Genomic DNA, 25,474 nt, shown 5'->3' on the forward strand with positions numbered 1-25,474 from the left:
GAGCTAGGGCATGACCAGTTCCGCCGAAATCATCGCCCTGCTCGGCCTGAAGCCGCATCCGGAAGGCGGCTGGTATGCCGAAACCTTTCGCGACGGCGCGGCAGGCACGCGCGGCCATTCGACGGCGATCTATTTCCTTCTGGAGAAGGACCAATTGTCGGCCTGGCACCGGGTCAAGGACGCGGCCGAGGTTTGGCACTTCTATGACGGTGCGCCGCTGGCGCTGTCGATACATCGAGAAGGCGGTCCCGTCATCGAGGAGATCCTTGGCACGGCGCTTGCCGCAGGCGAGCGGCCGCAGATCGTCGTGCCGGCAGGCTGGTGGCAGTCGGCACGCAGCCTCGGCGAATGGACGCTGGTCGGCTGCACCGTGGCGCCGGGCTTCGATTTCGCCGCCTTCGAACTGGCCGAACCAGGCTGGCTGCCGGGAACGCCCTAGGCACACCTAACCCAGCAGGAAACCCAGGGTAATGGCCAGTTGGCCGGCGTAGTACAGCGCCCAGACGGCATGGCGCACCCAGACGCGGTGCGGCGAGATGGCGGACAGCAGGAACCTTTCCGAAGCGAGCAGCCCGTCGGACAGCATGAGCAGGAGGACGCCGACGACGACCCAGACGCTGTTCAAGGTGAGCGCCGCAATTCCCATGGCGAGAATTGCCGCCACGCGAAGGCCTATCGGCAGGCGCAGTGCCGGGCCGACGCGGCGCCGGAGCGCGAAAACCATCGCCAGCACCAACACGACCATCGCCAGCACGATCGCTGCCCGCCACGGCTCGGCCAGAAGCAGCCCGAGGCCGCCGCCGGCACGCAGGAACAGCACGAAGTAAAGCACATGAGCGGCAAGAAAACTGGCCGCGCCGCCAAGAAATGCCTTCTCGCCGTCGCGCGACAGGAAGGCGTCGCCGACGGCGCTGACGCCCAGTGCGGCGACGAGCAGCCATGGGCCGCTCTGCTGCACGACCAGCACCGCCAGCATCGCCACCGCCAATGTCCTTGCCGCCGACCGCGAAAGACGCGGCGGCATGCCGAGGCTGAACGCATAGATCACCGCCGCCGCCAATGAAAACAGCAGCGTCGCATTGGCATTGGCATCGATGCCGCCGGGAAACGGCATCAAGCGTTTGCCTTGCTCGTGGCCCTCTTGCGCAGCAACAGCGATTTCGCCGCCAGTGCCGCGCCGCCGGTGATCAGCACGCAGGCGGCGAGGATGCGCCATGACGGCTCGGCGAAGCCGGCGGCGATCAGCACCAGTGTCGACAGCAGCGGCGCGGCGTAGCTTGCCGCCCCCAGCACCTGGATGTTGCCGCGCTTGACACCGATGTCCCAGGCATAGAACGCCGCCCCTACCGGCATCAGACCGAGGCCGAGCACGGCCAGCCACTGGCCGGCGCCGTTGGGCAGCACCGTTTCTTCCAGCAACAGATGGCAGACGAGCGAAAGTGCCGCGGTGGCGGCGCAGAACCAGGTGACGATGCTGGTCGGCACCGACGGGAAGCGCCGCGATAACAGCGAATAGGACGACCACAACACGGCACAGACGGCGGCCATCGCATAGCCGAAGGCATAACGTGCATCGAAGGCAAGTCCGCCGCCCTTGGTGACGATCAGGACCGTGCCGGCAAGGCCGAGCAGCGCGCCGACGATATGGTTCCAGGCCAGCCGCTCGCCAGGCATCAGCGCCGATCCCAGCACGATCAGCAGCGGCCACAGATAGGCGATAAGGCTGGCCTCGACGGCCGGCGCATTGCGCAGCGCGGTGAAGTAGAAGAAGTGGTAGCCGAACAGGCCGGCAATGCCGATCACCCAGACTTGGCGCGGTATCTTCGCGGCGCCATCGGCTGCCGGCATGAATAGCCGGGCAACCAGGCCGACGCAGGTGCCGATCGTAAAGGTGATTGCCGAAAGCAGGAACGGCGGCACCGAACCCGAAGCATCCGTAAACAGCGCCAGCAGCGCCCACATGGCGACCGCGGAGAAGCCGATCAGTGTTGCGCGCGCCATACCCGTCGCCCCGTGGCCCATTGGCGGCGCACCATCACGCCTATTCGTCTGCTTCGAACCGCTCCGCGCTGACCGTCAACGGGCCGATTTGCGTGCTGACCGTGGCGCGGATCGGCGCATATACGCCGCTTTGGCCGACCGGTGCAAACGTCACCATGATGCGGCTGCGTTTCTTCAAGTAGTTCAGCGCCTTGCGGTTCTTGCGGTAGCCGGCCACCGGCTCGAAACCCAGCCTGCAGGTGACCGTATCGCCCTCGTAGCCGGCCACCGAGATCGACCCTTTCGACTCGTAGGTCAGTTTCAGATCGGCACGCATTTCGCCGTCATAGAGCTTCACCGTGCGCCCGCAGACCTGGTCGAGGCTGTCGGCATGGATGACGGTCGCGGCCATCGGATCGAGGACGGATACGAGATCGCTGCCGACCAGCGGTATCCAATTCTCGGGATTGCGCTTCTTTGGCTCAGGCACGACCTTGGTCGAGGTGACCACGCCGTTGGCAAACTGGATGTCGATCATCGACGCCTTCTTGCCGGACGTGTAGTCGGCGCGAAACGCCTGCGGCTGCAACTGCTTGCCCGAAATCTTGCCCTTCGATGAGATCGTGCCTCGCGTATCGTCGAACAATGTGGCGAGCCCGGCGCTGGAGACGCTGCCCTCGATCGAATAGGTGTCGCCCTCGTAATGGCTGGAGAATTTCGCCTTGGCCACGGAAAGGCCGAGGAACGACACCGAATACTCGCCCGTGAAGGATTGCGGCTCGGCGGCCGAAACCGTCGTCGACAGCGCGACGGCGAACAGCACGACCAGGGCATGGAGGAAAGAACGAGGCATGGCGGGTCCTTGATTGTCGACCGGAGACGGGCGATCTGGCATGTCCCTGTGTGACCGCTTATAGGCTGAATTCCGGCCTTAATGTGAAGGCGGCGTCGGCAGGGAACGCTGGGGCTGGTCGGTGGGAGGTGACGGAAGCCAGAAATGAAAAACCCGCCTCGGCGGGCGGGTCGTCGGCGCGAATCAGCACCATACCCAAATTAGTAGCATAGCTGCCGGCACAAAGCAAGAACAAAATGTGGCGCTCGATGAATTTGTCGATCTCTCCCCTTGCGGAGGAGATGCCCGGCAGGGCAGAGGGGGTGGGAAGGATCGCCAAGATCCAGCTTATCCTCCCAGTGCCGAGAGTTTTGGCTGCAACGGAGCTAAGTCGGAGGGACAGCACCCCCTCTGGCCTGCCGGCCATCTCCCCCGCAAGCGGGGAGATCGGCAGCTTCGCCACTGGTGCTCATCTCTTGAAGGTGCAATTCCCTCTCCCGAACCAACCCCAAGCTTGACGCATCGGCGAAATGCAACTATGGAACGCCAACTTTTTCCATAAGGCCGCCTGACCGAAACCGCGCGCCACCCGGCGCGGGTCGAATGTTTGGCCAGGGCCGAGAACCGAAGGTTAGTATCATGTCCCGCACTTGCGAACTCACTGCCAAGGCAGTCATGTCCGGCAACAATGTGAGCCACGCCAACAACAAGACCAAGCGTCGCTTCCTGCCCAATCTGGTCAATGTGACGCTGATCTCGGAAGCGCTGAACCAGAATGTGCGCCTGCGCATTTCGGCCAACGCGTTGCGTTCGGTCGAGCATCGCGGCGGCCTCGATGCCTTCCTGGCCAAGGCCGACGCCAAGGAATTGTCGCAGCGCGCCCGCCTGTTGAAGAAGCAGATCGCCAAGAAGCTCGCCGACCAGCCGGCCGCCTGAGTTTTTCGGCGGTCAGCGCCTTCCAGGGCGCGACCCGGATTCTGGATCGCGTTCCGCTGGTTCCATTACCCAGGATAAAAAAATGATTTTCCTCTCGCGGTACCTGCCCTTCGTGGCCGCCATGGCGCTCGTCGTCGTGGCCTCGAACATCCTTGTGCAGTTCCCGATGCAGGGTGCAATCGGCGGGTTGTCGCTGGGGGACATCCTGACCTGGGGCGCCTTCACCTATCCGTTCTCCTTCCTGGTCACCGATCTCGCCAATCGCCGCTATGGGCCGGCGGTGGCGCGCAGGATCGTCTTTGTCGGCTTCATGACCGCGGTGGTCTGCTCGATCGTCATCCCGCCCTTGCTGTTTCGCCACGGCCTGATCGAATTCGAGACCGCCGCCGACCGGCTGGTGCGCATTGCCGCGGCGTCGGGTGCCGCCTTCCTCACCGCGCAATTGCTCGACGTCACCGTGTTCAACCGGCTGCGCCGGCAGAGCTGGTGGCGCGCGCCGATTGTCGGCACGCTGGTCGGCTCCGTTTTCGATACGGTGGTGTTTTTTACCGTCGCCTTCGCGGCGGCCTTCGCCTTCGCCGGCCCGAACGATGGCTTTGCGCTGGAGACCGCACCGCTGATGGGCGTGCTGCCGGTCGAGACGATGCGCTGGGTATCCTGGGCGCTCGGCGATCTCAGCGTCAAGCTGGTCATAGCGGTGGTGGCGCTGATCCCCTACCGGCTGCTTGCCACCCGCTGGAGTCAGCCGGCACTGGCGACATAGAGCATGATCCCGAACCGAAGGTCCGCGTTAGCGAAAAGTGGGAACCGGTTTTCGGACAAGATCATGCTCAAAGACTATCGAGCATGATTCCCTGGCTTCAACTGGACTCGGCAAAAACGACTGACGGCGGACAGGAGCTTCGCCTGAAACGGCGCGGCGGCGAATTCTCGATCATGCTTGGCGCCAACGAGCTGATGAACAGTCGGCTCAGCGGTTCCGAAGAGGCGCTGGCCAAACTGTCCTGCCAAAGGATTGCCGGCCGCCTGAACCCAAGCATCCTGATCGGCGGCCTCGGCATGGGCTTTACCTTGCGCGCGGCGCTGGCCGAGCTCGGCGACGATGCGCAGGTCACTGTTGCCGAACTGGTGCCGGCAGTCGTGACGTGGGCGCGCGGCCCGATGGCCGAGGTTTTCGACGGTTGCCTTGACGACCGGCGCGTCAGTGTTCACGAGACCGATGTCGGTCAGCTCATCCGTTCGCAAGCATCGGCCTGGGACGCGATCCTGCTCGACGTCGACAACGGCCCCGAGGGCATCGTCTACAAGGCCAACGATGCGCTCTACAGCGGCACCGGCCTCAACGCCGCACGCGCCGCGCTCAAGCCCGGCGGTGTGCTGGCGGTCTGGTCGCAGGGCCCTGACGCAGGTTTCACCCGAAGGCTCAAGCAGGCGGGCTTCACGGTCGACGAGGTTAAGGTGCGGGCTCACGGCAAGCGCGGCGCTCGTCACATCGTCTGGCTCGCGAGTAAAGCATAGCGGAAGCAATTCGGGCGGATTGCTGTTTGGGCTCCGCCCGGCATGCCGACACCTACTACTTCGCTTTCTGAAGCTCGGCCGCGAGCGCCTGCAGCAGCCCGCGCGTGCCCTCTTCGCGTCCGTGCGCTGAATCAATGCCATCGAAAAACGCACCCTGTTCGGTATAGGTCAGGCGAGTGCCGTCGCCGGAGGGTGCGAGCTCGACGGTGGTGAGCGACGCCGACAGCGGCTGCGGCCCGACCGCCATCCGGTAGGAAAATACGATGCGTCGGTCAGGGACGATGTCCTGGAACTGCGCATCGAGCCTGATTTCCGGGCCGCCCTGATAGCTGAACCGCGAAACCTCGCCGCCGCCGACATGGAAATCGAAGGTGAACTCGGCGATGGTGAAGCCGTCACCTTCGACGCGCCAGCGCCGCACTGTCGCCTTGTCGGAAAAGGCGAAGAAGACGCGCTCGGGCGATTGCGGATAGGTCCGCTCGATCGTGAAGGTCGAATGGATGACGGAGTGGTCGTTCACGGGCGCAATCTGGTTCATTTCTCTTCGTCCTTTTCCTGGTCGTGGAGTGTTGCGTTCGGTTGGTCAGTCTCCGCCAGAATCTGGCCGAGATGGTCGAGGTGGCGTTCGGCCGGCGTACGGCGCGCGGCGATCCAGTCGGCGAGCGGGGCGAGCCCGCCGGGCTCGATCCGGCAGGTGCGCACGCGTCCGATTTTTTCGCTGCGGATCAGCCCGCACGCTTCCAGCGCCTGGAGATGCTGGAGCACCGCGGCGAAGGTCATGCCGAACGGCTCCGCCAGCTGGCTGACGGTGGCCGGCCCGCGGCCCAGCCTTTCCAGGATTGCCCGCCGCGTCGGCTCGGCAAGAGCCCGCAGGATGCTGTCGATCTCGGAATAGTTAAGCATGGACTTGAGTATTTCGCCGATGACACAAATTGTCAAGCCACAACTAAAGTATTTTTGCAGATGGTGAGAGCCGGTTGGAAACGCGCGACGCGGGTCATTGCGAGGGGAAATCGCCATGGGAAATTGCATGCGCTGCGAAACGGCGCGGAAATGCCAGCATCGCCAACAGCTGATCAATGGCCGATCGCGCGTCAATCCTCGTGCAGGATGAATTCCAGATAGAGGTTGCGCTGCAGGATCGAGTGGTTGTCGTCGGACATCAGCGACACGATCAGCGCGCCGTCGTCGCGGGTCCAGACGTCGAGCGCTTCCATGTTGTCGATCTGGTAATCCATGTCGGCTTCAAGCAGCACCGGCCCGTCGGCGACGGCGCCCTTCTCGACGCTTTCGCCATAGATGCGCCGCAGCCGCATCTTGACGCCGCCGGCCATCGAAAAACTGCGCTCCAGAAGCAACAGGTCGCCATCCGGCAGGAAGGCGCCGTCGGTGATGTCGAAGTCGCCATTGCGCTTGACGGTGAAGACGCCCTTATGCGGCCCTTCGATGATCGCCGCGAAGATGTTACCGGCCTTGTCGAGGCTCTTTTCCGACACCACGACCAGCCCGCCCGCGTGCTGTCCGTAAGGATGGGCGCGGGCGACGGTCTCAAAGCCGCGATTGCGGCGAAGTTCCCAGGCCGGGATCAGGAAGTCCAATTGTTTGAACGGCGCCTTCATGTCGTCCGGATCGATCTTGACCTCTGCGATACGGTGATCGCGCTCGAAGCCGACCGTGGCGATGCCGTCCTGGACCGCGAGGCCTTCGGCATCGACCGCCCATTTCAGGTCGATGGCCTGGCCGGCCGCATCGACCATCTGCTGCATGCGAAAATTCTGAATGCCGGAAGGCCGCTTGTCGGCATCGTGGACAAGGGTGCCGAAGAACCAGAAGCCGGTATCGGCGACGCCGATGAAATCGCTGCCCGGCTTGAGGAACCGAAGCGCCGACAGCGCGCCGAAATCGCGCGTCGGCGAGGTCATTTCGAGCCCGCCGACGAATTCGAGCGGCCCGAACTGTTTGTCCGGCCGGCCGATATGGAATTCGCTGATCGGCCGTGCCGAGATTTCGGCCGGCTCGACCGGGGCCGGCCCGGCAGCGACAGCCGGCGCCAAACTGATGCCTGACAACGCAATGGCGGCCAAAAGCGTCTGCCAAAGGCCGCCGCGGGAAAAAATCATCCGGCGCGCCGCATGCCGCCGCGCCGCGTGTCGCGCACGGTTTCCTCGGCGAACAGCGAGGCCAGTTGCTCGGTCATGGCGCCGGCCAGTTCTTCGGCATCGACGATGGTGACGGCGCGGCGATAGTAGCGGGTGACGTCGTGGCCGATGCCGATGGCCAAAAGCTCGACCGGCGAGCGCGTCTCGATGAGCTCGATGATGGCGCGCAGATGCCGCTCGAGATAATTGCCCGGATTGACCGACAGCGTTGAATCGTCGACCGGCGCGCCGTCCGAGATCATCATCAGGATCTTGCGCTGCTCCGGCCGCGCGATCAGCCGGTTGTGCGCCCAAAGCAGCGCCTCGCCGTCGATGTTTTCCTTGAGCAGGCCCTCGCGCATCATCAGGCCGAGATTGCGGCGCGCCCGCCGCCACGGATGGTCGGCGGATTTATAGATGATGTGGCGCAGATCGTTGAGCCGGCCGGGGTTCGGCGGCTTGCCTTCCTTCAGCCATTTCTCGCGCGCCTGCCCGCCCTTCCAGGCGCGGGTGGTGAAGCCGAGGATTTCGACTGAGACGCCGCAGCGTTCCAGCGTGCGCGCCAGGATGTCGGCGCAGGTCGCCGCGACCGTGATCGGCCGGCCGCGCATCGAACCCGAATTGTCGAGCACCAGCGACACCACCGTGTCGCGGAATTTGGTATCACGCTCCTGCTTGAAGGACAGCGGCTGCATCGGGTCGATGACGACGCGCACCAGCCGTGCCGGATCGAGATAACCTTCTTCGAGGTCGAAATCCCAGGAGCGGTTCTGCTGCGCCATCAGGCGGCGCTGCAACCGGTTGGCCAGCCGCCCGACGACGCCGGACAGGTTGGCGAGCTGCTTGTCGAGGAAGGCGCGCAGCCGGTCGAGCTCCTCCTCCTCGCACAGTTCCTCCGCGCCTACGGTCTCGTCGAAGGCCGTGGTGAAGACCTTGTAGTCGATCTCTTTCGGCAGATTGGTGAAGGGATTGTCGTTGCGGCGCGCCTCGCCGGGCGTCTCCGCGTCGGCGTCGTCATCGTCGGAAAGGTCGTCGGCAGTGGCGTCGGAGGCCTCGGTCTCGGCCGATTGCTCGTCGTCGGACGATGCCTCGGTATCTTCGGACTGCGACTGCTCGGAGCCGGAATCGTCTTCGCCGCCCTCCTCGCTCTGCTCCTCGCCTTGCGGCTGGTTTTCGTCGTTGTCCTCCGAGTCTTCCGTCTCCTGGTCGTCGCCGAGTTCCTCGGCCATTTCCATGGAGGCGAGCATCTCGCGCACGACGCGGGCAAAGGCCTGCTGGTCGTCGAGCTTTGCCGACAGCCCGTCGAGGTCGGCGCTAGCCTTTTCCTCGACCCAAGGCCGCCAGAGATCGACCAGCCGTTCGCCGCTCTTCGGCACAGTGCGGCCGGTCAGCTTTTCGCGCACCATCAGCGCCAGCGCCTCCTCGATCGGCGCGTCGGCCTTGTCCTTGACGTCGACGAGGTTGGCCCGGGCGTATTTGTCTTCGAGCATCGAGCCGATATTGTCGGCAACGCCCTGCATGGCGCGGCTGCCGATCGCCTCGACCCGGGCCTGCTCGACCGCGTCATAGATGGCGCGGGCCTGCTTGCCTTCCGGCGCCAGCCTGGTGTGGATGCGCGCATCATGGCAGGCGCGCTTCAGCGCCATGGAATCGCCGAGCCCCCGGGTGATGGCGATATCGGCTTTCGATGCCTTCTTCGGCAGTTCGGGCAGCCGGGCGCGGCTGCCGGCCAGCGCCGGCCGGTCCTTGGCGAAGCCGACTTCGAGGTCCTTGTCGCCGGCGATGGCGCGCATGCAGACGGTAACCGCGCGCTTGAAGCTGTCGTTCTCAGCGCCGGTCTTGGATTTGTTTCGCGTGTTGTCGCCCGGACCCGCCATCGAGACTCTGCTTAGCCCAGCACCACATTGGCAGCCGATTCCGGCAGATCTTCGCCGAAGGCGCGCTGGTAGAACTCGGCGACCAGCGAGCGTTCCAGCTCGTCGCATTTGTTGAGGAAGGTCAGCCGGAACGCCATGCCGATATTGCCGAAGATCTCGGCATTCTCGGCCCAGGTGATGACCGTGCGCGGGCTCATCACCGTCGACAAATCGCCGTTGATGAAGGCCGAGCGCGTCATGTCGGCGACGCGCACCATCTTGTTGACGATCTCCTTGCCCTTGCCGTCGCGATAGTGCTTGGCCTTGGCCAGCACGATGTTCACCTCATTGTCGTGCGGCAAATAGTTCAGCGTGGTGACGATCGACCAGCGGTCCATCTGCGCCTGGTTGATCTGCTGGGTGCCGTGATAGAGTCCGGTGGTGTCGCCCAGCCCAACCGTGTTGGCGGTCGAAAACAGCCGGAAGGCCGGATGCGGGCGGATGACCCGGCTCTGGTCGAGCAGCGTCAGCCGGCCCGACGATTCCAGCACGCGCTGGATGACGAACATCACGTCCGGACGCCCGGCATCGTATTCGTCGAAGCACAGCGCAACATTGTGCTGATAGGCCCAGGGCAGGATGCCGTCGCGGAATTCGGTGATCTGCAGCCCGTCCTTGACGACGATGGCGTCCTTGCCGACGAGGTCGATACGGCTGACATGGCTGTCGAGATTAACGCGCACGCAGGGCCAGTTGAGGCGGGCGGCGACCTGCTCGATATGCGTCGATTTGCCGGTGCCGTGATAGCCCGACACCATGACCCGGCGGTTGTAGGCAAAGCCGGCGAGGATCGCCATGGTCGTGTTCTTGTCGAACAGATAGTCCGGGTCGATGTCGGGCACATGCTCGCTCGTCACCGAATAGGCCGGCACCACCATCTTGGAGTCGAAGCCGAATGTCTCCTTCACCGACACCGTGGTGTCGGGCAGGTTGGCGATGTCGCGATCGACCTTGTTCATCTCTACCAACGTCTCCACAAGCGAAACGCCGCGTTTCGCTGGCAATCGATTTTGTTCGGGGGCGGTCTTAGAGCCTTTTCCAACCTTATGAAAGTTGGAAAGCGACACGAACCGTAAGGTCGCTCAGCACAAACCTGCCTGCTTGAGCACGCGATAGGCCTGGAGCACATCGCGGAACCGGTCTTCCGAACCTCTGTCGCCGCCATTCGCATCCGGATGGTGGCGTTTCACAAGTTCCTTATAGCGCGCCTTGATATCCTTGCCAGTCGCCTTTGTATCAAGGCCAAGCGTTTCCAGTGCCTTGGCCTCAAGCGGCTTGGCCTTGCGCTCGCGTGCTTCGCGCGGGTCCTTCGGGCCTTTGAACAGATCGAACGGATCGCGCATGCGGTTGTAGTAGCCGGCGCGACCGGAGCGCGCCTGGGCGAAGTCGGGCGAGGAGCGTGTCGAAGCACCGTTGACGCCCATTTTCCAGGTCGGCCGGTGGCCGGTCATGGCCTCCTTCTGGAAGCGGGCAATCTCGGTGTCGGGAACGCCCGAGAAATAATTGAAGCCCTTATTGTACTCGCGCACATGATCGAAGCAGAACTGGAAGTACTCGCCTTCCTTCATGCGTCCGACCGGGGCGCGGTGGGTGCCGGCCTCCTTGCAGCCATCCCACTGGCAGATCGGCGAGCGCGACTTCAGCTCCGCGTCCTTCTCCGGGCGGATGCGAATCTTTTCGAAATATTTTGGGTACGGCTTCATCTCACCCATTTATGGGCTGTTCGCTGATGCGAAACAAGAATTGACATTTTCGCGATGATCGCCCTAACCGCTGAATCGCGGCATAAAACCGGCGAACGGCGAATTTTGTGCGATGGCATAGATGTGGTGAAGGGAAGCGGCGATGTCCATACAGGCAACGATGGAAGACAAGCTGAAAAAGGCGTTTTCGCCGGAACGGCTGGCCGTCATCAACGAAAGCCATCTCCATGCCGGCCATCATCATCTGGATTCCGGCCATCACGCCACCTTCGACGGCACCGGCGAGACGCATTTCCGCGTCCGCATCGTCGCGCCCGCCTTTGCCGGCATGAGCCGCGTCGAACGCCACCGCGCCGTCAACGCATTGCTGGCCGAGGAATTGAAATCCGGCGTCCATGCCCTGGCGATCGAGCCGGCGGCGCCCGGCGAAAAGACCCGCTGGTAACTCAGCCGAGGCTCGCCCTCAGGAAAGCCATCACCGCGGCGGTCAACGCATCGCCTTCGGTGCCGAAGTCGCGATTGATCGACATGTGCGAATAGGCGCTGCCATCGAACAGCGTGACCCTGGTTCCGGTGGCGCCCAGACGCCCGGCAAAGGCCTGCGCGTCCGCCGCGCGGGTTTTCGCCCGCGAATAGGCGATGAACGTCGGCGGATGCTTGCGGCCGTCGACATAGGTGACCGGCGACAGCGCCCGCCACTGCGCCGGATCGGGAAAGGCGCGGGCATAGACCCCTGCCATGCCGCCGCTCCTGGCCAACGCCTCCAGATCGTAGGCCCTGGTATCGTCGAGGACCAGCGCCGCGACGCCGGGCAGGCCGCCGCGCAGGCCGGTCAGCGCGACGAGATGGCAGCCGGCCGAATGGCCCATCGCGACGATCCGGTCCGGATCGCCGCCATGGCTGGCGATGTTGGCGCGGACGTAGCGATACGCCAGTTCGACATCGGCGGCCTGGGTGGCGACGTCGGCTTCAGGCAGCATCCGGTAGTCGATCGAGACGAAGCAGAAGCCATTGTCGAGCAGGAATTGCGGCTTGGAGTTGACGTTGTTGCGGTTGCCGACCCGCCAGGCGCCGCCATGGACGAAAAAGACGACCGGCAGGCCGCTTGCGCCATCGCGGGAATAAATGTCGAGCTTGGCCGGCCCATAGTCGAAGGTTTCGGGTGATGGCGGACGCAGCTGCAATGCCGCTGCAGCCTGACCCGGCAGCTGCGCCGCCATCGACACCAGAAGCAGGGTTCGCCGATCGATTGTCATAGACTCCTGACTGCCCACGGCTGCCATAAGGCGTGCACTGTCATTCGCCAAGCATCGCCGGCTTGATCCTCAGCCGCGCGATCCGATTCTTGTCGCGTTTCATGACGACGAAGCGCTTGCCGTGAAACGTAAAGGCCTGCTTTTCGTCCGGAATCGACTGCGCCTCGTGGATGACAAGGCCGGCAATGGTGGTGGCTTCCTCGTCCGGCAGGTTCCAGTCGAGCGCCCGGTTGAGGTCGCGGATCGACACCGTGCCGTCGACGACGACGGAGCCGTCGGCTTCCTGCTTGACGCCCTGGATGTCGATGTCGTGCTCGTCGGCGATCTCGCCGACGATCTCCTCGATGATGTCCTCCAGCGTCACCAGTCCCTCGACCTCGCCATATTCGTCGACGACGATGGCGAAATGCGCCTTGCGGCGCAGGAAGGCGTTGAGCTGCTCCTGCAGCGTCGTGGTGTCGGGCACGAACCACGGCCGCGACGCGATCTTCATCACGTCGATCCTGGAGAAATCATTGCCGACCTCGTTCAGCGCGCGCAGCAGGTCCTTCGCGTGCAGCACGCCGACGATGTTGTCGAGCGAGCCCTTCCACAGCGGCATGCGGGTATGCGGGCTCTGCAGGATCTCGCGCACCACCGCTTCCGGCGGGTCGTCGGCGTTGACCGAGCGCATATTGGTGCGGTGGACCATCACGTCCGACACTTCGAGCTCCTCAAGGTCGAACAGGCCGCCAATGCGGGCACGATCCTCGCGCACCACCTGGCCGTCGCGGCGGAAATCGTCGACGGCGCCACGCAATTCCTCATGCGTCGAGCGCTGCGGCTCGATACGCTGCAACTCGTAGCCGAAGGCGGCGAACAGGTGCCGACGCAAGACGAAGCCCAGCAGGCCGAGGCCGGCAAGCGCAGCAGCCGCGATCCAGCCGGCCTGGCTCATCCCGGATGGTTCTCCCCGAGGAACGCCAGCACTTCCGAGGCCGGCACATCCCTGGCGATGAAGGCCTGACCGATGCCGCGCGTCAGGATGAAGGTCAGCGCGCCGCGCGACACCTTTTTGTCCTGGGTGATGAAGGAGAACAGCTTTTCGGCGTCAGGCAATTCGCCTGGAATGTCGGCCATGCACCACGGCAGGCCGACGACGCGAAGGTGCGCCTCGACGCGCGCCGCATCGTCGGGGCTCGCCAAATTGAGCCTTGAAGAAAAACGGTGCGCCAGCGCCATGCCGATGGCAACGCCCTCGCCATGCACCAGCCGCGTGCCGTCATAGCCGGTCGCCGCCTCGAGCGCGTGACCGAAGGTGTGGCCGAGATTGAGCAGCGCACGGTCGCCGGTCTCGAATTCGTCGCGTGCAACGACGTCGGCCTTGGCGCGACAGGCCTCGGCAATCGCTTTTGCCCGCTCCGGCCCGCCGGCAAACACGCGAGACCAGTTTTCCTCCAGCCAGGCGAAGAACTCCGGCCGGTCGATCAGCCCGTATTTGGCCAGTTCGGCATAGCCGGCGCGAAACTCGCGGATCGGCAGCGTGTCGAGCACTTCGGTGTCGGCCAATACCAGCCTCGGCTGGTGAAACACCCCGACCAGGTTCTTGCCGCGCTTGCTGTTGATGCCGGTCTTGCCGCCGACGGAGGAATCGACCTGCGCCAGCAGCGAGGTCGGGATTTGCACGAAGTTCATGCCGCGCCGCGCGATGCCGGCGGCAAAGCCGGCGAGGTCGCCGATGACGCCGCCGCCGAGCGCGACGACGACATCGCCACGCTCCAGCTTGGCGGCCAGCACGCCGTCGACCACCTCTTCCAGGTGCGCAAAGCTCTTGGTCTTTTCGCCGGGCGGCAGCGTGATGACTGCATGTTGGATGCCACCGCTTGCCAGGCCGGCCGCAAGCGTTGCGAGATGCGCGCTAGCGACGTTTTCGTCGGTGACGACCGCCGCCCTTGTGCCCGGCAGACGGCGCGCAATTTCGGCGCCGGCGCGTGACAGCAGGCCGGGGCCGATCAAAATGTCGTAGGTACGCTCGCCAAGCCCGACTTCGACAGAGACCGTTGCATCAGCGCTCACGACCGCACCTCGTCGATGTCGGCAACGCCGAGATGGCCGCGCAGCGCGTCCACCACTTCGGCGGCAATGATCTCCTTGCGGTCGTCGCGGGTCGGCACGATGACATCGGCCGCGGCGTAAACCGGGTAGCGTTCCGCCATCAGCCGCTCCAGCACCCCCCGGGGATCGGCGCTTTTCAGCAGCGGCCGGTTCTGCTTCTTGGAAACGCGCTCCATCAACAGGTCGATCTCGGCCTTCAGCCAGACCGAAACGCCATGGCTGGCGATCGCCTCGCGCGTCTGCGCATTCATGAAGGCGCCGCCGCCGGTCGACAGCACCTGGGGCCCGTGCTCCAGCACGCGCAGGATGACGCGCTGCTCCAGTGCCCGGAACTCCGCCTCGCCATAGCGCTCGAACAGGTCCGGGACGCTCATGCGCGAAACACTTTCGATCTCCTGGTCGCTGTCGATAAAGGGTAGCGCCAGCATCGCCGCCACCTTGCGGCCGATCGCCGTCTTGCCGGCGCCCATCAGCCCGACAAAGACGATGGAACGGTCGCCCAGCCGGCCGAGCAGCGCGGCATGGCTCTTGCCCGGAGGGTTTGCTGGTAACGCGTTCATGTTTATAGGGCCTCTTTGCCGGCGTATCGACATCAAAAGCCTGTTTGCGTCAAGCGCGGCGCGCCCGGGACTGTTATTGGCTTCACCCTTGAATTGGTGGGATTGGCGTCTCATAAGGGCACAGGGTTGGAAATGCAGAACAAGACGACGGGCGAAAATTAATGCCGACACTGTTTCGCTTTGTCGTGACGCTCGTGATTCTGGCCGGCATTGTCTACGGCGCGATGTTCGCCCTGGTCATGTTCGTCGAGCCGAGAAAGGCGGAAATGAGCGTGCGTATCCCTCCGGAAAAGCTCAATCCCAAAAAATGAACAGCGCCGCCCGCATCGAAGCCTTTCTCGAGATGATGAGCGCCGAGCGCGGCGCTGCCGAAAACACGCTTTCCTCCTATCGCCGCGACCTCGAGGACGCTTCCGCCGGGATCGGCGGCGGGCTCGCCGCTGCCACCAGCACCGACATCCGTGCCTATCTCGACGACATCGCCGCGCGCGGCTTTGCCGCCACCTCGCAGGCGCGCAAATTGTCGGCAATCCGTCAGTTCTTCAAGTTCCTCTACGCCGAAGGCCTGCGCGGCGACGATCCGACCGGCACGCTGGACAGCCCGAAGAAAGGCCGGCCGCTGCCGAAGACGATGAGCGAGGCCGATACCGGCCGGCTGCTCGACCGCGCCACGCAGGAGGCGATCGACCCCTCGCTCAACGACGACGACAGCCTGGCGGCGCTGCGCCTGCACGCACTGGTCGAGGTCCTCTACGCCACCGGCCTGCGGGTTTCGGAGTTGGTCAGCCTGCCGGTGACGGTGGCGCAGCGCGACGACCGCTTCTTCATGGTGCGCGGCAAGGGCAACAAGGAACGCATGGTGCCGCTGTCGGCCAAGGCGCGCACGGCGATGCGGACCTGGCTTGCCGCACGGGCGGCGGTGCCGGCTCTTGCCGACAGCCCGTTCCTGTTTCCGGCCGCCTCCGAAAACGGCTATCTCTCGAGACAGGTCTTTGCCCGCGAGCTGAAAGGGCTTGCCGCGCGAGCCGGCATTGCCGCGGCGAAGATATCGCCGCATGTGCTGCGCCATGCTTTCGCCAGCCATCTGCTGCAGAACGGCGCCGATCTCAGGGCCGTGCAGCAGCTGCTCGGCCATGCCGATATTTCAACGACGCAGATCTACACCCATGTGCTGGAGGAGCGGCTGGTGCGTCTGGTCAACGATCATCATCCGCTTGCCGACTAGGCGTCATGTCGCTATGTGAGAACGACGTTCCACCGCGCCCAGCCTGCATTTTCGGGCTTGCGTCAGTCATTGCCTTCCGACTTGCCGGTTCGCCCAAGAATGTACAATTACCTCGATTTCGAAAAGCCTGTGCAGGATCTCGAAGGCAAGATCCTCGAGCTGAAGAAGCTTGCCGAGAACGGTGAGGCGGTCGACGTCGGCGATGAGATCGCCCGTCTCGAGAAGCGCTCACGCGATGCGCTGCGCGACGCCTATAAGGCGCTAACGCCATGGCAGAAGGTGCAGGTGGCGCGCCATCCGGACAGGCCGCATTGCATCGACTACATCAAGGGCCTGCTTACCGATTTCACGCCGCTCGCCGGCGACCGCAATTTCGGCGAGGACCAGGCGATCGTCGGCGGCTTCGCCCGCTTCCGTGGCGAGCCGGTGGCGATCATCGGCCAGGAAAAAGGTTCCGACACGGCAAGCCGGCTGAAGCATAATTTCGGCTCGGTGCGGCCGGAGGGCTACCGCAAGGCGGTACGGCTGATGGAACTCGCCGACCGCTTCCAAATCCCGCTGCTGACGCTGGTCGACACTGCCGGCGCCTATCCCGGCGTCAACGCCGAAGAGCGCGGCCAGGCGGAAGCCATCGCCCGCTCGACCTCAGCCTGCCTTGGCCTGAAGGTGCCGTCGATCTCGGTGGTGATCGGCGAAGGCGGCTCCGGCGGCGCCATAGCGATCGCCACCGCCAACCGCGTCTACATGCTCGAACACGCCATCTATTCGGTGATCTCGCCGGAGGGCGCCGCCTCGATCCTGTGGCGCGACACCACCCGGTCCAGGGATGCTGCGACCAACATGAAGATCACGGCGCAGGATCTGCTGGAGCTGAAGATCATCGACGCCATCGTCGCCGAACCGCTCGGCGGTGCCCATCGCGCCCCCGAAACGGTGATTGCCGCCACCGGCGACCTCATCGCCAGGACGATGAAGGAATTTTCCGGCGCCAACACCGACTTCCGCGAGCATCGCCGCGAGAAATACCTGGCGATGGGCCGCAATCTGTAGCCAACGCAGGTGCGCGGCCTGAAATGTGACGGCGTGGAGCAATTTCGCCACAAAAATGCCGCCGCGTTCGTCACAGTGAGCTTGCCGTAGGGGACGCGCCAATTTCGTTTGGGGCAAGAGGGCTGCTTGGCGCAAGGTCGCTTGCGGTAAGGAATTTTCAAGGTTAACGGGCTTAAGGTCCGTCAGTGGTCAGTTTAGCAGCCGCGGCATCCGCGGCGCAGAGATGAAGACGATAGCCATATCCATGTTTGCCAAGCTTGCCCGCACCGGAGTTCTGATCGCTGCGATCGGCGTCGCCGGCTGCAATGATGCTTCGATGAAGGATTTTGCACCGCAGGCCAACAAGCCGCTGCCGGACAAGATCCTGGCCGAGATGAGGGCCAAGGGCATGGTCCGCACCTCTTCGGTGATGGCCCGCATCTTCAAGGAAGAAGGCAAGCTCGAAATCTGGAAGGCCAAGACCAACGGCCGCTACGACCTGGTCGCCAGCTACGACATCTGCAAATGGTCGGGCAAGCTCGGGCCGAAGTTCACCGAAGGCGACCGCCAAGCGCCGGAAGGCTTTTACACGGTCCGCCCGGCGCAGATGAACCCGCGGTCGAATTATCACCTGTCCTTCAACATCGGCTACCCGAACGCCTATGACCGCGCCAATGGCCGCACTGGTTCCAACCTGATGGTCCATGGCGCCTGCTCGTCGTCGGGCTGCTATTCGATGACCGACGCGCAGATCGAGCAGATCTACGCTTTCGGTCGTGACGCCTTCCAGGGCGGCCAGACCGAGTTCCAGATCCAGGCTTTTCCGTTCCGCATGACTGCAGCCAACATGGCGCGCTACCGCAACGACCCGAACTACGAATTCTGGAAGATGCTGAAGGTCGGCTACGACAATTTCGAAGTCACCAAGGTGCCGCCGAAAGTCGACGTCTGCGAGAAGCGCTACGTCTTCAACCAGGTTGCGGCCGACGGCTCGACCTTTAATCCGACCGGCGCTTGCCCTGCGACCACCCAGCCCGATTCACTGAGGAGCGCCATCAACGCCTATCAAAGCACCTATGAGGCGGCCTTCAACGGCGCCGTCAAGGCCAGCGTGCCGGCACCCAAGCCGACCATCGCCGGGATCAAGGAAGCCAGCATCGTTTCCGACTGGTCGAAACGGCGTGCCCGCGGCGAACGCGTGCCGATCGAGCCGCCGTCGCTCAACCCAGACGGCACGGTGACCGAGACGGCGCGCATGGGCCGCGTCGATTCGCCGGCCGGCCGCAAGATGGCGGCACTCGACGCCGAAAAGGCCGCCAAGCAGAAGGCCGAGGAACAAAGGCTAGCCGCCATTGAAGCGGCCAAGGCCGCCAAAGAGGCAGCCAAGGCGCAGGCGCTGGCCGAGAAGGAAGCGGCCAAGGCGCAGGCACTGGCTGAAAAGGAAGCTGCCAAGACCGCCGCCGAGATGCCTGTCGCCACCGCCACTGTAGCGCCATCGGAGGCCGCCCCGGCAGTCGAAACGCAGGCTGCGGACGCCGAAAGCACGGCGACAAGGTTGAAGAAAAAGCTGCTCGGCATGTTTGGCGGCTGAGCTTCATGCTTGAACAAGAAGATGGGGGCCAAGGAGACAGGCCCTCAACCAGCCCCGCCGCCGTCTACGACCTCAAAGGTCTGAACTGCCCGTTGCCCGCGCTCAAGGCCAAAAAGCGCTTGGCCGCAATGCCGCCGGGTAGCCGCCTCTGGCTCGAAACCACCGACCCCCTCGCCGTCATCGACATCCCCGCCTTCTGCGCCGAGAGCGGCCATCGGCTGATCGAAACGGCGGCAATATCGGGCGGCCACCGCTTCCTGGTCGAGCGCGGCGGCGGCCGAGCCTGGACTTAGCTCGTTCTGCTGACGGTGCGCTGCCCCTCATCTGCCTGCCGGCATCTTCTCCCCGTATAGTGACGGGGAGAAGGGGCTGGCCGCAACTTTGGCGCTCTTTCTGCGGCGCTGGAGATTGGCGAAATCGTCGACGAGAGCGTCCTTCTTGAGAAGATGCCGGCAGGCAGATGAGGGGCAGCGCGGCGTTCGACTTAAAACTGATGAAAGCCTCTACCGCCCGGCAATAGCCAGCGGGTTGCTTTCCAGTGCCGCGCGGTCCGGCGTGTCGATCGACGGCCGGTTGGTGAAGGCGGCGAACAGCCGGCGGATATAGTCTTCCGGCATGTCGAGCGTGATCAGCACCAGCCTGGTGCCGCGCTGGCTGTCCGGCCAGGCCGGCAGTTGCACCGGCGGATGCAGGATCTTCTGCACGCCATGGATAACCAGCGGCCGCGACGGGTCTTCTGCAAGCTCGATGACGCCCTTCATCCGCAACAGGCGCTCGCCATGCGCCGAGCGCAGCAGATCGAGGAACATCTCGATTGCCGAAAACGGCACCGGCCCGTCATGAACCAGCGAATACGCGCGGATGCGGGAATCGTGCCTGTGGCCATGGTCATGGTGACCGTGGTCGGCATGACCATGACCGCTGTGGTCATGGCTGCCAACATCATGGTCGTGGCCGGCTTCTTCGCCGAGCCAACGCTGCATATCGACGGATTTGGTGGCCGGATTGTAGAGGCCGCAATCGAACAGGGTCGCGGCGCTTGCCTGGCTCGCGTCGAGCACCACGGCACCCGGGTTGAGCTGCCTGAGCCGCGCCCGCAACGCCTCCGCGTCGCCTGCATCCGTGGCCAGGTCGGCCTTGCTGAGCACGATGCGATCGGCGACGGCCACCTGCTTCACCGCCTCGACATGGGCATCGAGCGTCGCATTGCCGTTGACGGCGTCGACCAGGGTGATGACGCCGTCGAGCCGGAAGGCCTGGACCAGGGCCGGGTGCGCCATGATCGACTGCAGCACAGGGGCGGGATCGGCGAGCCCGGTGGTCTCGACGACAACGCGGGCAAGCCGGTCGATGCGGCCGGTCTGCAGCCGGTCGACGAGGTCGGCCAACGTGTCGACCAGCTCGCCGCGCACCGTGCAACAGAGGCAGCCGTCGGAAAGCTGGATGATGCCATCGGACGCCTGCTCGACCAGAAGATGGTCGATCGCCACTTCGCCGAACTCGTTGATGATGACGGCGGTGTCGGCGAGCGCGGGATTCCGGAGCAGCCGGTTGAGCAGCGTCGTCTTGCCGGCGCCGAGAAAGCCGGTGAGCACCGAAACGGGGATCGGGAAGCCGGCCATACGGCTAGTTCAGCGCCTTGGCCGGCCGTTGGACCTGCGCGGCGGTGGTGGACCCGGCCACGGCCGGCTCGGCGCCGGCCGGCGGCGCCCGATCCGGCCGCCATGTCGGCAGCGGCACGTCGGCATATTCCTGCCCGGAGGCGTCGAGCATCGCCTTCGGCTTCGGCCCCGTGGCGCCGCCGAGGCCGACGGCGATCAGCGTCGGTACATGGTCGAGCTTTTCCTGATAGGGCGATTTCGGCACATCCTTGCCCTTGTCGCCGACGGCGGGTGCGGCTTCCGACTGCTCCTCGACCGGCTTCTTCTTGCAGATCTCGTCGTTCATGTCGTTGGCCGACATGGTGTCGCCATAGGCAGGCAGCGCCGCCACCGTCAGCCAACTCGGCGCCGGGGTTGCAAAGCCCTGGTCGAGCAGTTTTGCCGCCGCCTCGGCGCGGGTGACGGCCGATTGCTCGCCGAGCACCACGGCGACCAGGGTGCGGCCGTTGCGGGTCGCCGAGCCGATCATATTGAAACCGGACGAGCAGACGAAACCGGTCTTCATGCCGTCGGCACCCGGATAGCGGCCGATCAGGAGGTTGTAGTTGGAGATCGCCTTCTTGCCGACGGCAAGGCCTTCGATCGAGAACCAGGGGGCATATTGCGGAAATTCCTTGCGGATCGCCATCACCAGCAAAGCGAGATCGCGCGCTGTCGTATACTGGTCCGGCGAATAGAGCCCGTTCGGATTGACGAAATGGGACCCGCTCATGCCGAGCCTCCGCGCCTCCGCATTCATGCGTTCGGCAAAGGCCGCTTGCGAACCGCCGATATTCTCGCCGACCGCCATGGCGATATCGTTGGCCGATTTGACCAGCATCATCTTCAGCGCATTGTCCAGCCGCATCACCGAACCCGGCTTGAAGCCCATCTTGCTCGGCGGCTCGCCGGCGGAATGTTTCGTCACCTTGATCGGCGAATCGAGCTGGACCTCGCCCGCGGCAATCGCACGAAACGCCACATAGGCGGTCATCAGCTTGGTCAGCGATGCCGGGTACCAGCGCCTGAACGCCTCCTGATGCTGCAGGATCTTGCCGCTGTTCAGGTCGAACAGGATGGTCGGATTGGCCAAGGCAGGCCCGGCCAGCGCCGCAAGCACCACCGCGCCCGCCACCAACAGTTTGAGGAAATGCCTATAGCGCATCATGAAAACCGAAATAGCCTCTTGCCGCAGTCGCCCCTGGCTCCGTAAGATTTCGTTACACGATCGCCAGGATAATGGTCCGGCTCTCTGTTCCCGGACCACAGTCGCGGTGCTATTTACTCTATGTGACGTCAACATGGCAAAGTGCTGCCGATCACAATGTGGAAGCAGCAGCACAATGCAAAGCAGCGTGCATGGTTGCAGGGCAGCAGGCACAATTGCACAGCAGCAGGTCAAGACCGCCTGCTCCAACAGCGAAATGGAACCATCATGCCGATCCTGAACCGAGCCGCCGAAATGCAGGATGAGGTGGCCGGCTGGCGCCGCCATTTGCATCAGACGCCGGAGCTGAATTTCGACGTCTTCAAGACCGCCGCCTTCGTCACCGAGAAGCTGAAGGCTTTCGGCTGCGACGACATCGTGACGGGTTTGGGCAAGACCGGCGTCGTCGGCATCATCCGCGGCCGCCACGGCGAAGGCTCGACGATCGGCCTGCGCGCCGACATGGACGCCCTGCCGCTCAACGAGATCAGCGGCAAATCCTATGCCTCGACCGTCCCGGGCAAGATGCACGCTTGCGGTCATGACGGCCACACCGCGATGCTTTTGGGTGCCGCCAAATACCTCGCCGAAACACGCAATTTCGCCGGCTCCGTCGCGGTTATCTTCCAGCCGGCCGAAGAGGGCGGCGGCGGCGGCAACGAGATGGTCAAGGACGGCATGATGGAGCGCTTCGGCATCTCCAAGGTGTTCGGCATGCACAACATGCCGGGCCTGCCGGTCGGCCAGTTCGCCATCAGGCCGGGTCCGATCATGGCGGCGACCGCCGAATTCACCATCACCGTCAAGGGCCGGGGCGGCCACGCGGCGATGCCGCACGGCACCATCGATCCGATCGTCATCACCAGCCAGCTTGTCGGCGCATTGCAGACGATCGTCTCGCGCAGCACCGATCCGGTCGAGGCGGTGGTCGTCTCGGTGACGAAATTCCATGCCGGCGACGCCTATAACATCATTCCCGAGAGCGCCGAGATCGCCGGCACCGTACGCACGCTGAAGAAGGAGGTCGCCAAGAAGGCTGAAGAGCGCATCCGCGCGCTTTGCCAAGGCGTGGGCGCTGCCTTCGGCGCGACAATCGAGGTTGATTACAATGCCAACTACCCCGTCACCTTCAACCATCCGGAAGAGACGGTCTTTGCCAGCGACATCGCGGCCGACGTCGCCGGCGACAGCCATGTGCACCGCGCCATCCAGCCGGTGATGGGCGGCGAGGATTTCTCCTACATGCTGGAAGCGCGGCCGGGCGCCTTCATCTTCATCGGCAATGGCGATACCGCCGGCCTGCACAACCCGGCCTACGACTTCAACGACGAGGTCATCCCGCACGGCATGAGCTATTGGGTGAAGCTGGCGGAGACGGCGCTGGCGGCGTAGCCGTTCGGCATCGGCGGTGCGGCGACCGCCGCACCTCTGGGCGGCAAAATCGGGCAGGACATGTTCTGCTGGTCACTTCCGGCCGGACGACTTCCGGGCAAGGCCGAAGGCAATGCCCAGAGCAATACCTATACCAATGCCCGCAACAATGTTGTCCAACACGGCGCCGATGGCCACGCCGATCACGACGCCGAGTGTGAGGTGTTTGGCATCCATTATGCCCGGTCATGTAGCGTGGAAGGGAAGAGCTGCAACCGCTACGGTCCGCTCTTCGGATCCTCGACCTCCAGCGCCTCCATAACCGGCGCCAGCTCATTGTCGTCGGCAGCCTGCGGCTCTTCGCCTGTCCTTGCCTTCTTCAGGGCTGCCTCGATCGCCTCCTGGATGTTGCCGAGCTCGTCTTCGCGAACCTCGTGGCCGTAGCCGGCAGCATCGGCATCCTGCTCGAATTGCTGCGCCAGGACGGCGACGCTCACCTCGCTCTCGGCCGGCAGATTGCCGACATTCTCCTGCAGCCAGGTTTCAAAGAACTCTTTTGTGGCGCTCATGCGGTGTCTCCTTCGGGACACTAAAGCGCGCCGGCATCCCGAAAGTTCCGCTATCTTAACCGTCTTTGAACCGCTCGCCATGTCGGCTACGCAGGAACCCGCCGCTTCAACCAATCGACCATTAGCGTGGTGACTTCGCCCGGCTTCTCCTGCTGTGACCAATGTCCACAGCCGGCGACCACATGTTTTTCGAGATCGGCGATGTGGGCGTCCATTCCATCCATCATCGCTGGAGATAACACGACGTCGTCCTCAGCGCCGATCATGAGCGAAGGCACTTTTATCGTCTGGTCGACATTCAAGCCGGCTCTCCAATTGCGGGACAAGTTGCGGTACCAGTTGATGCCCGGCGTGAAACCGGTGCGCCCGAAGCTCTCGGCATAGAAAGCAAGCTCGTCTGGCGTCAGGATCAGCTCGCCGGGCAGCGTCTTCGGCTCCGGCTGCGAGAGCGCCTGTAGGAATGTCATGTGTCGGGCCTGCGGCGGCAGCTTGGCGTATTGCGCGGCGGTGATAACACCCTTGCGCATATTGCTCCTGAACACCCGCGCCACGTCGTGCGCCATCAAACGGTCCGCGAGATCACCATCTTCGAACATCAGCACATACATGTCGGGATTGTAGACTTCGCGCATCTGCGCGATCGGGTCTTTTGCCGGGTTGGCCACGAACGGCTTGTCCGGGGCGGTCAGCCCCTTGGTGAGGCTCGGATGCAGCCACAGCATTTCATGGGGAATGAATGGCGTGTTGACACCGATGACGCCAGTGACCCGGCTTTGATGCAAAAGCGGCATCTGCCATGCGACCAGGCCGCCCCAGTCATGGCCCGCGAACACGGCCTTTTCGACGCCGAGAGCATCGAGGAGACCGACGAGATCGCCGGTCAGGTGGACCATGTCATAATCCTCGACCTTGGACGGCCGGTCGGTCAGACCATATCCGCGCTGGTCGGGAACAATGACGTGGTAGCCGGCGGCCGCGAGCGGCGCGATCTGGTGACGCCAGGAAAAGGCGAGTTCGGGAAAGCCGTGCAGCAAAACAACCGCCGGTCCCTTGCCGGCTTCATAAACAGCCATATCGATGCCGTTGGAGCGAACGTATCGGACCGGCGGCATGGCCGGCGACGCGCCAAAGACCGGCAGGCAAGGCGCAAGAAGACTGCCGGCGGTGCCGAGAAGCACCGCCCTGCGGGAAGGGTGATCATGGCAGAAGTTTCCTTAGCTGCTCGAATTCTGATCGAATGACGGCCGGGTAGGCCGAGACGTCTCGGCCGGCGCGGATCAGCACGAGAATGCCTTGGTAGAGAAGCAGAAGCCTGACGACGTGGAGATCGACCTGCCCTCCACCGATCTGGCGCTCCACGACCTGCCGGATGGCGGCTTCCAGCACGGCGAAGCCTTCCGCGAGACCTTCCGAGGCGACCGACGGTTGCGCACCGAACTCGACAGCAGCGTTCGTTAACAAACAGCCGAGGTCGCCGGATTCCGGGGCGGGCAGCAACAACGACAGGAACAACTGTTCCAAACCATCCAGATCGCTTGCTTCGCCGATGTAGGTCTCGATACGGTGTCGGATGACGGCATCGATATAGTGGCCGAAGGCCGCCCGATAGAGACCTTCCTTGTCGCCAAAGGCATTGTAGATCGAGCCAGACGTCAGGCCGGTGGCATCGCTCAGATCCTTGATCGAAATTCCCGCGAAACCGGCCCGTCGAAACGCGTTCATCGCGTCACCCAGCACAGTGGCTTCGTCAAATAGTCGCGGTCTGGTCATGGAGGAACCCAATGTAAAATGATCATTCTAGAATGAGCATTTTACATCGCCAGTCAAGCGACTCTTTTTGCAAAGACAGCTCGACGGGCACACAGGCACGCCAGCGATGCCAGGTTGCATCGCGATCTCCCGGAGCTTG

Annotated in this window: 31 protein-coding genes; 11 read left to right on the plus strand and 20 right to left on the minus strand. The window is 63.9% G+C overall.

What is annotated here, in order from left to right; translation table 11 throughout:
• Window positions 1-10 precede the first annotated feature (10 nt).
• Entirely contained in the window at window positions 11-439 is a 429-nt protein-coding gene (locus NKH37_RS21310; RefSeq protein ID WP_352483497.1) for a cupin domain-containing protein, read from the plus strand.
• A 6-nt stretch (window positions 440-445) separates the two neighbouring features.
• Here the strand turns inward: NKH37_RS21310 and NKH37_RS21315 are convergent, their stop codons facing one another.
• From NKH37_RS21315 to NKH37_RS21330, 4 genes are read right to left on the minus strand one after another with little or no spacing between them, the layout of a single operon-like run.
• The gene (locus NKH37_RS21315; protein ID WP_353006109.1) at window positions 446-1,114 is read right to left on the minus strand and encodes a lysoplasmalogenase family protein; all 669 of its coding nucleotides are present in this window, start codon (window positions 1,112-1,114) and stop codon (window positions 446-448) included.
• A complete protein-coding gene (yddG, locus tag NKH37_RS21320; RefSeq protein WP_353041316.1) occupies window positions 1,114-2,001 on the minus strand; it encodes an aromatic amino acid exporter YddG in 888 nt (295 codons plus the stop codon). The genes NKH37_RS21315 and yddG overlap by 1 nt, the downstream gene beginning before the upstream one ends.
• Window positions 2,002-2,041: 40 nt before the next feature.
• Window positions 2,042-2,833 carry a DUF3108 domain-containing protein gene (locus NKH37_RS21325; RefSeq protein WP_352495630.1) on the minus strand — a complete coding sequence of 264 codons (792 nt, stop codon included), beginning with the start codon at window positions 2,831-2,833 and terminating at the stop codon, window positions 2,042-2,044.
• A gap of 58 nt (window positions 2,834-2,891) precedes the next feature.
• Window positions 2,892-3,152, minus strand: coding sequence for a hypothetical protein (locus NKH37_RS21330; protein ID WP_156948171.1), 261 nt, complete (start codon window positions 3,150-3,152; stop codon window positions 2,892-2,894).
• 299 nt (window positions 3,153-3,451) lie between these two features.
• Between NKH37_RS21330 and rpmB the strand changes: the two genes are divergently transcribed.
• From rpmB to NKH37_RS21345, 3 genes are all read left to right on the plus strand, one after another.
• Entirely contained in the window at window positions 3,452-3,748 is a 297-nt protein-coding gene (gene rpmB / locus NKH37_RS21335; protein ID WP_353006111.1) for a 50S ribosomal protein L28, read from the plus strand.
• A gap of 82 nt (window positions 3,749-3,830) precedes the next feature.
• Entirely contained in the window at window positions 3,831-4,511 is a 681-nt protein-coding gene (locus NKH37_RS21340) for a queuosine precursor transporter (RefSeq protein ID WP_353006112.1), read from the plus strand.
• An 83-nt stretch (window positions 4,512-4,594) separates the two neighbouring features.
• On the plus strand, window positions 4,595-5,266 hold the full coding sequence (locus NKH37_RS21345) for a spermidine synthase (RefSeq protein WP_353006113.1): 672 nt from the start codon (window positions 4,595-4,597) through the stop codon (window positions 5,264-5,266).
• A 55-nt stretch (window positions 5,267-5,321) separates the two neighbouring features.
• On the opposite strand, the gene NKH37_RS21350 is transcribed toward NKH37_RS21345, so the two are convergent.
• The 6 genes from NKH37_RS21350 to NKH37_RS21375 all read right to left on the minus strand — a co-directional run bounded on the left by NKH37_RS21350 (window position 5,322) and on the right by NKH37_RS21375 (window position 11,032).
• Window positions 5,322-5,804 (minus strand): SRPBCC family protein, encoded by a 483-nt coding sequence (locus NKH37_RS21350; RefSeq protein ID WP_353006114.1) that lies wholly within the window; start codon window positions 5,802-5,804, stop codon window positions 5,322-5,324.
• Complete coding sequence (locus NKH37_RS21355; protein WP_353006120.1) at window positions 5,801-6,169, minus strand: ArsR/SmtB family transcription factor; 369 nt, start codon at window positions 6,167-6,169, stop codon at window positions 5,801-5,803. Before NKH37_RS21355 ends, NKH37_RS21350 begins: the two co-directional genes overlap by 4 nt.
• Before the next feature lie 191 nt (window positions 6,170-6,360).
• Window positions 6,361-7,386: an esterase-like activity of phytase family protein gene (locus NKH37_RS21360; RefSeq protein ID WP_352591175.1), complete on the minus strand. Its 1,026-nt coding sequence runs from the start codon at window positions 7,384-7,386 to the stop codon at window positions 6,361-6,363.
• On the minus strand, window positions 7,383-9,281 hold the full coding sequence (gene cobT, locus NKH37_RS21365; protein WP_023721130.1) for a cobaltochelatase subunit CobT: 1,899 nt from the start codon (window positions 9,279-9,281) through the stop codon (window positions 7,383-7,385). Before cobT ends, NKH37_RS21360 begins: the two co-directional genes overlap by 4 nt.
• 11 nt (window positions 9,282-9,292) lie before the next feature.
• Entirely contained in the window at window positions 9,293-10,279 is a 987-nt protein-coding gene (cobS, locus tag NKH37_RS21370; RefSeq protein ID WP_023721131.1) for a cobaltochelatase subunit CobS, read from the minus strand.
• A 123-nt stretch (window positions 10,280-10,402) separates the two neighbouring features.
• Window positions 10,403-11,032, minus strand: coding sequence for a J domain-containing protein (locus tag NKH37_RS21375; protein WP_036238769.1), 630 nt, complete (start codon window positions 11,030-11,032; stop codon window positions 10,403-10,405).
• 133 nt (window positions 11,033-11,165) lie between these two features.
• On the opposite strand from NKH37_RS21375, the gene NKH37_RS21380 reads away from it, so the two are divergent.
• Window positions 11,166-11,468: a BolA family protein gene (locus NKH37_RS21380; RefSeq protein ID WP_023721132.1), complete on the plus strand. Its 303-nt coding sequence runs from the start codon at window positions 11,166-11,168 to the stop codon at window positions 11,466-11,468.
• Between the two features lies 1 nt (window position 11,469).
• Here NKH37_RS21380 and NKH37_RS21385 read toward each other — a convergent pair whose 3' ends face one another.
• Genes NKH37_RS21385 through NKH37_RS21400 form a run of 4 tightly spaced genes read right to left on the minus strand, consistent with a single transcriptional unit; the run spans window position 11,470 to window position 14,933 of the window.
• Window positions 11,470-12,279 (minus strand): alpha/beta hydrolase, encoded by an 810-nt coding sequence (locus tag NKH37_RS21385; protein WP_353041318.1) that lies wholly within the window; start codon window positions 12,277-12,279, stop codon window positions 11,470-11,472.
• Window positions 12,280-12,319: 40 nt separating this feature from the next.
• Window positions 12,320-13,216, minus strand: coding sequence for an HlyC/CorC family transporter (locus NKH37_RS21390; RefSeq protein WP_023721135.1), 897 nt, complete (start codon window positions 13,214-13,216; stop codon window positions 12,320-12,322).
• Window positions 13,213-14,334, minus strand: coding sequence for a 3-dehydroquinate synthase (aroB, locus tag NKH37_RS21395; RefSeq protein WP_352483487.1), 1,122 nt, complete (start codon window positions 14,332-14,334; stop codon window positions 13,213-13,215). Before aroB ends, NKH37_RS21390 begins: the two co-directional genes overlap by 4 nt.
• Complete coding sequence (locus tag NKH37_RS21400; RefSeq protein ID WP_352495632.1) at window positions 14,331-14,933, minus strand: shikimate kinase; 603 nt, start codon at window positions 14,931-14,933, stop codon at window positions 14,331-14,333. Before NKH37_RS21400 ends, aroB begins: the two co-directional genes overlap by 4 nt.
• A gap of 161 nt (window positions 14,934-15,094) precedes the next feature.
• On the opposite strand from NKH37_RS21400, the gene NKH37_RS21405 reads away from it, so the two are divergent.
• The 5 genes from NKH37_RS21405 (at window position 15,095) to NKH37_RS21425 (ending at window position 19,071) form a co-directional block, all read left to right on the plus strand.
• Window positions 15,095-15,244, plus strand: a complete 150-nt coding sequence (locus NKH37_RS21405) for a hypothetical protein (RefSeq protein WP_023721139.1) — start codon at window positions 15,095-15,097, stop codon at window positions 15,242-15,244.
• A complete protein-coding gene (locus NKH37_RS21410) occupies window positions 15,241-16,158 on the plus strand; it encodes a site-specific tyrosine recombinase XerD (RefSeq protein WP_352495633.1) in 918 nt (305 codons plus the stop codon). Before NKH37_RS21405 ends, NKH37_RS21410 begins: the two co-directional genes overlap by 4 nt.
• 99 nt (window positions 16,159-16,257) lie before the next feature.
• On the plus strand, window positions 16,258-17,208 hold the full coding sequence (locus NKH37_RS21415; protein WP_023721141.1) for an acetyl-CoA carboxylase carboxyltransferase subunit alpha: 951 nt from the start codon (window positions 16,258-16,260) through the stop codon (window positions 17,206-17,208).
• A 244-nt stretch (window positions 17,209-17,452) separates the two neighbouring features.
• Entirely contained in the window at window positions 17,453-18,778 is a 1,326-nt protein-coding gene (locus NKH37_RS21420; protein WP_352909973.1) for a L,D-transpeptidase family protein, read from the plus strand.
• Between the two features lie 5 nt (window positions 18,779-18,783).
• The gene (locus tag NKH37_RS21425) at window positions 18,784-19,071 is read left to right on the plus strand and encodes a sulfurtransferase TusA family protein (protein WP_352483484.1); all 288 of its coding nucleotides are present in this window, start codon (window positions 18,784-18,786) and stop codon (window positions 19,069-19,071) included.
• 210 nt (window positions 19,072-19,281) lie between these two features.
• Here the strand turns inward: NKH37_RS21425 and NKH37_RS21430 are convergent, their stop codons facing one another.
• Both NKH37_RS21430 and NKH37_RS21435 read right to left on the minus strand, forming a co-directional pair.
• Entirely contained in the window at window positions 19,282-20,400 is a 1,119-nt protein-coding gene (locus tag NKH37_RS21430) for a CobW family GTP-binding protein (protein WP_353041320.1), read from the minus strand.
• Between the two features lie 4 nt (window positions 20,401-20,404).
• Window positions 20,405-21,583 (minus strand): D-alanyl-D-alanine carboxypeptidase family protein, encoded by a 1,179-nt coding sequence (locus NKH37_RS21435; RefSeq protein WP_352548874.1) that lies wholly within the window; start codon window positions 21,581-21,583, stop codon window positions 20,405-20,407.
• Window positions 21,584-21,853: 270 nt separating this feature from the next.
• On the opposite strand from NKH37_RS21435, the gene NKH37_RS21440 reads away from it, so the two are divergent.
• Complete coding sequence (locus tag NKH37_RS21440) at window positions 21,854-23,017, plus strand: M20 aminoacylase family protein (RefSeq protein WP_352789577.1); 1,164 nt, start codon at window positions 21,854-21,856, stop codon at window positions 23,015-23,017.
• 72 nt (window positions 23,018-23,089) lie between these two features.
• Here NKH37_RS21440 and NKH37_RS21445 read toward each other — a convergent pair whose 3' ends face one another.
• From NKH37_RS21445 to NKH37_RS21460, 4 genes are all read right to left on the minus strand, one after another.
• Window positions 23,090-23,233 carry a glycine zipper domain-containing protein gene (locus NKH37_RS21445; protein ID WP_352917678.1) on the minus strand — a complete coding sequence of 48 codons (144 nt, stop codon included), beginning with the start codon at window positions 23,231-23,233 and terminating at the stop codon, window positions 23,090-23,092.
• 41 nt (window positions 23,234-23,274) lie between these two features.
• Complete coding sequence (locus tag NKH37_RS21450) at window positions 23,275-23,565, minus strand: DUF768 domain-containing protein (RefSeq protein ID WP_023722345.1); 291 nt, start codon at window positions 23,563-23,565, stop codon at window positions 23,275-23,277.
• Between the two features lie 86 nt (window positions 23,566-23,651).
• The gene (locus NKH37_RS21455; protein WP_352964213.1) at window positions 23,652-24,638 is read right to left on the minus strand and encodes an alpha/beta fold hydrolase; all 987 of its coding nucleotides are present in this window, start codon (window positions 24,636-24,638) and stop codon (window positions 23,652-23,654) included.
• A gap of 124 nt (window positions 24,639-24,762) precedes the next feature.
• Window positions 24,763-25,335 carry a TetR/AcrR family transcriptional regulator gene (locus NKH37_RS21460; protein ID WP_353006116.1) on the minus strand — a complete coding sequence of 191 codons (573 nt, stop codon included), beginning with the start codon at window positions 25,333-25,335 and terminating at the stop codon, window positions 24,763-24,765.
• Window positions 25,336-25,474 lie beyond the last annotated feature (139 nt).

This window comes from Mesorhizobium sp. M1217, assembly GCF_040318275.1.
Lineage (GTDB): Bacteria > Pseudomonadota > Alphaproteobacteria > Rhizobiales > Rhizobiaceae > Mesorhizobium.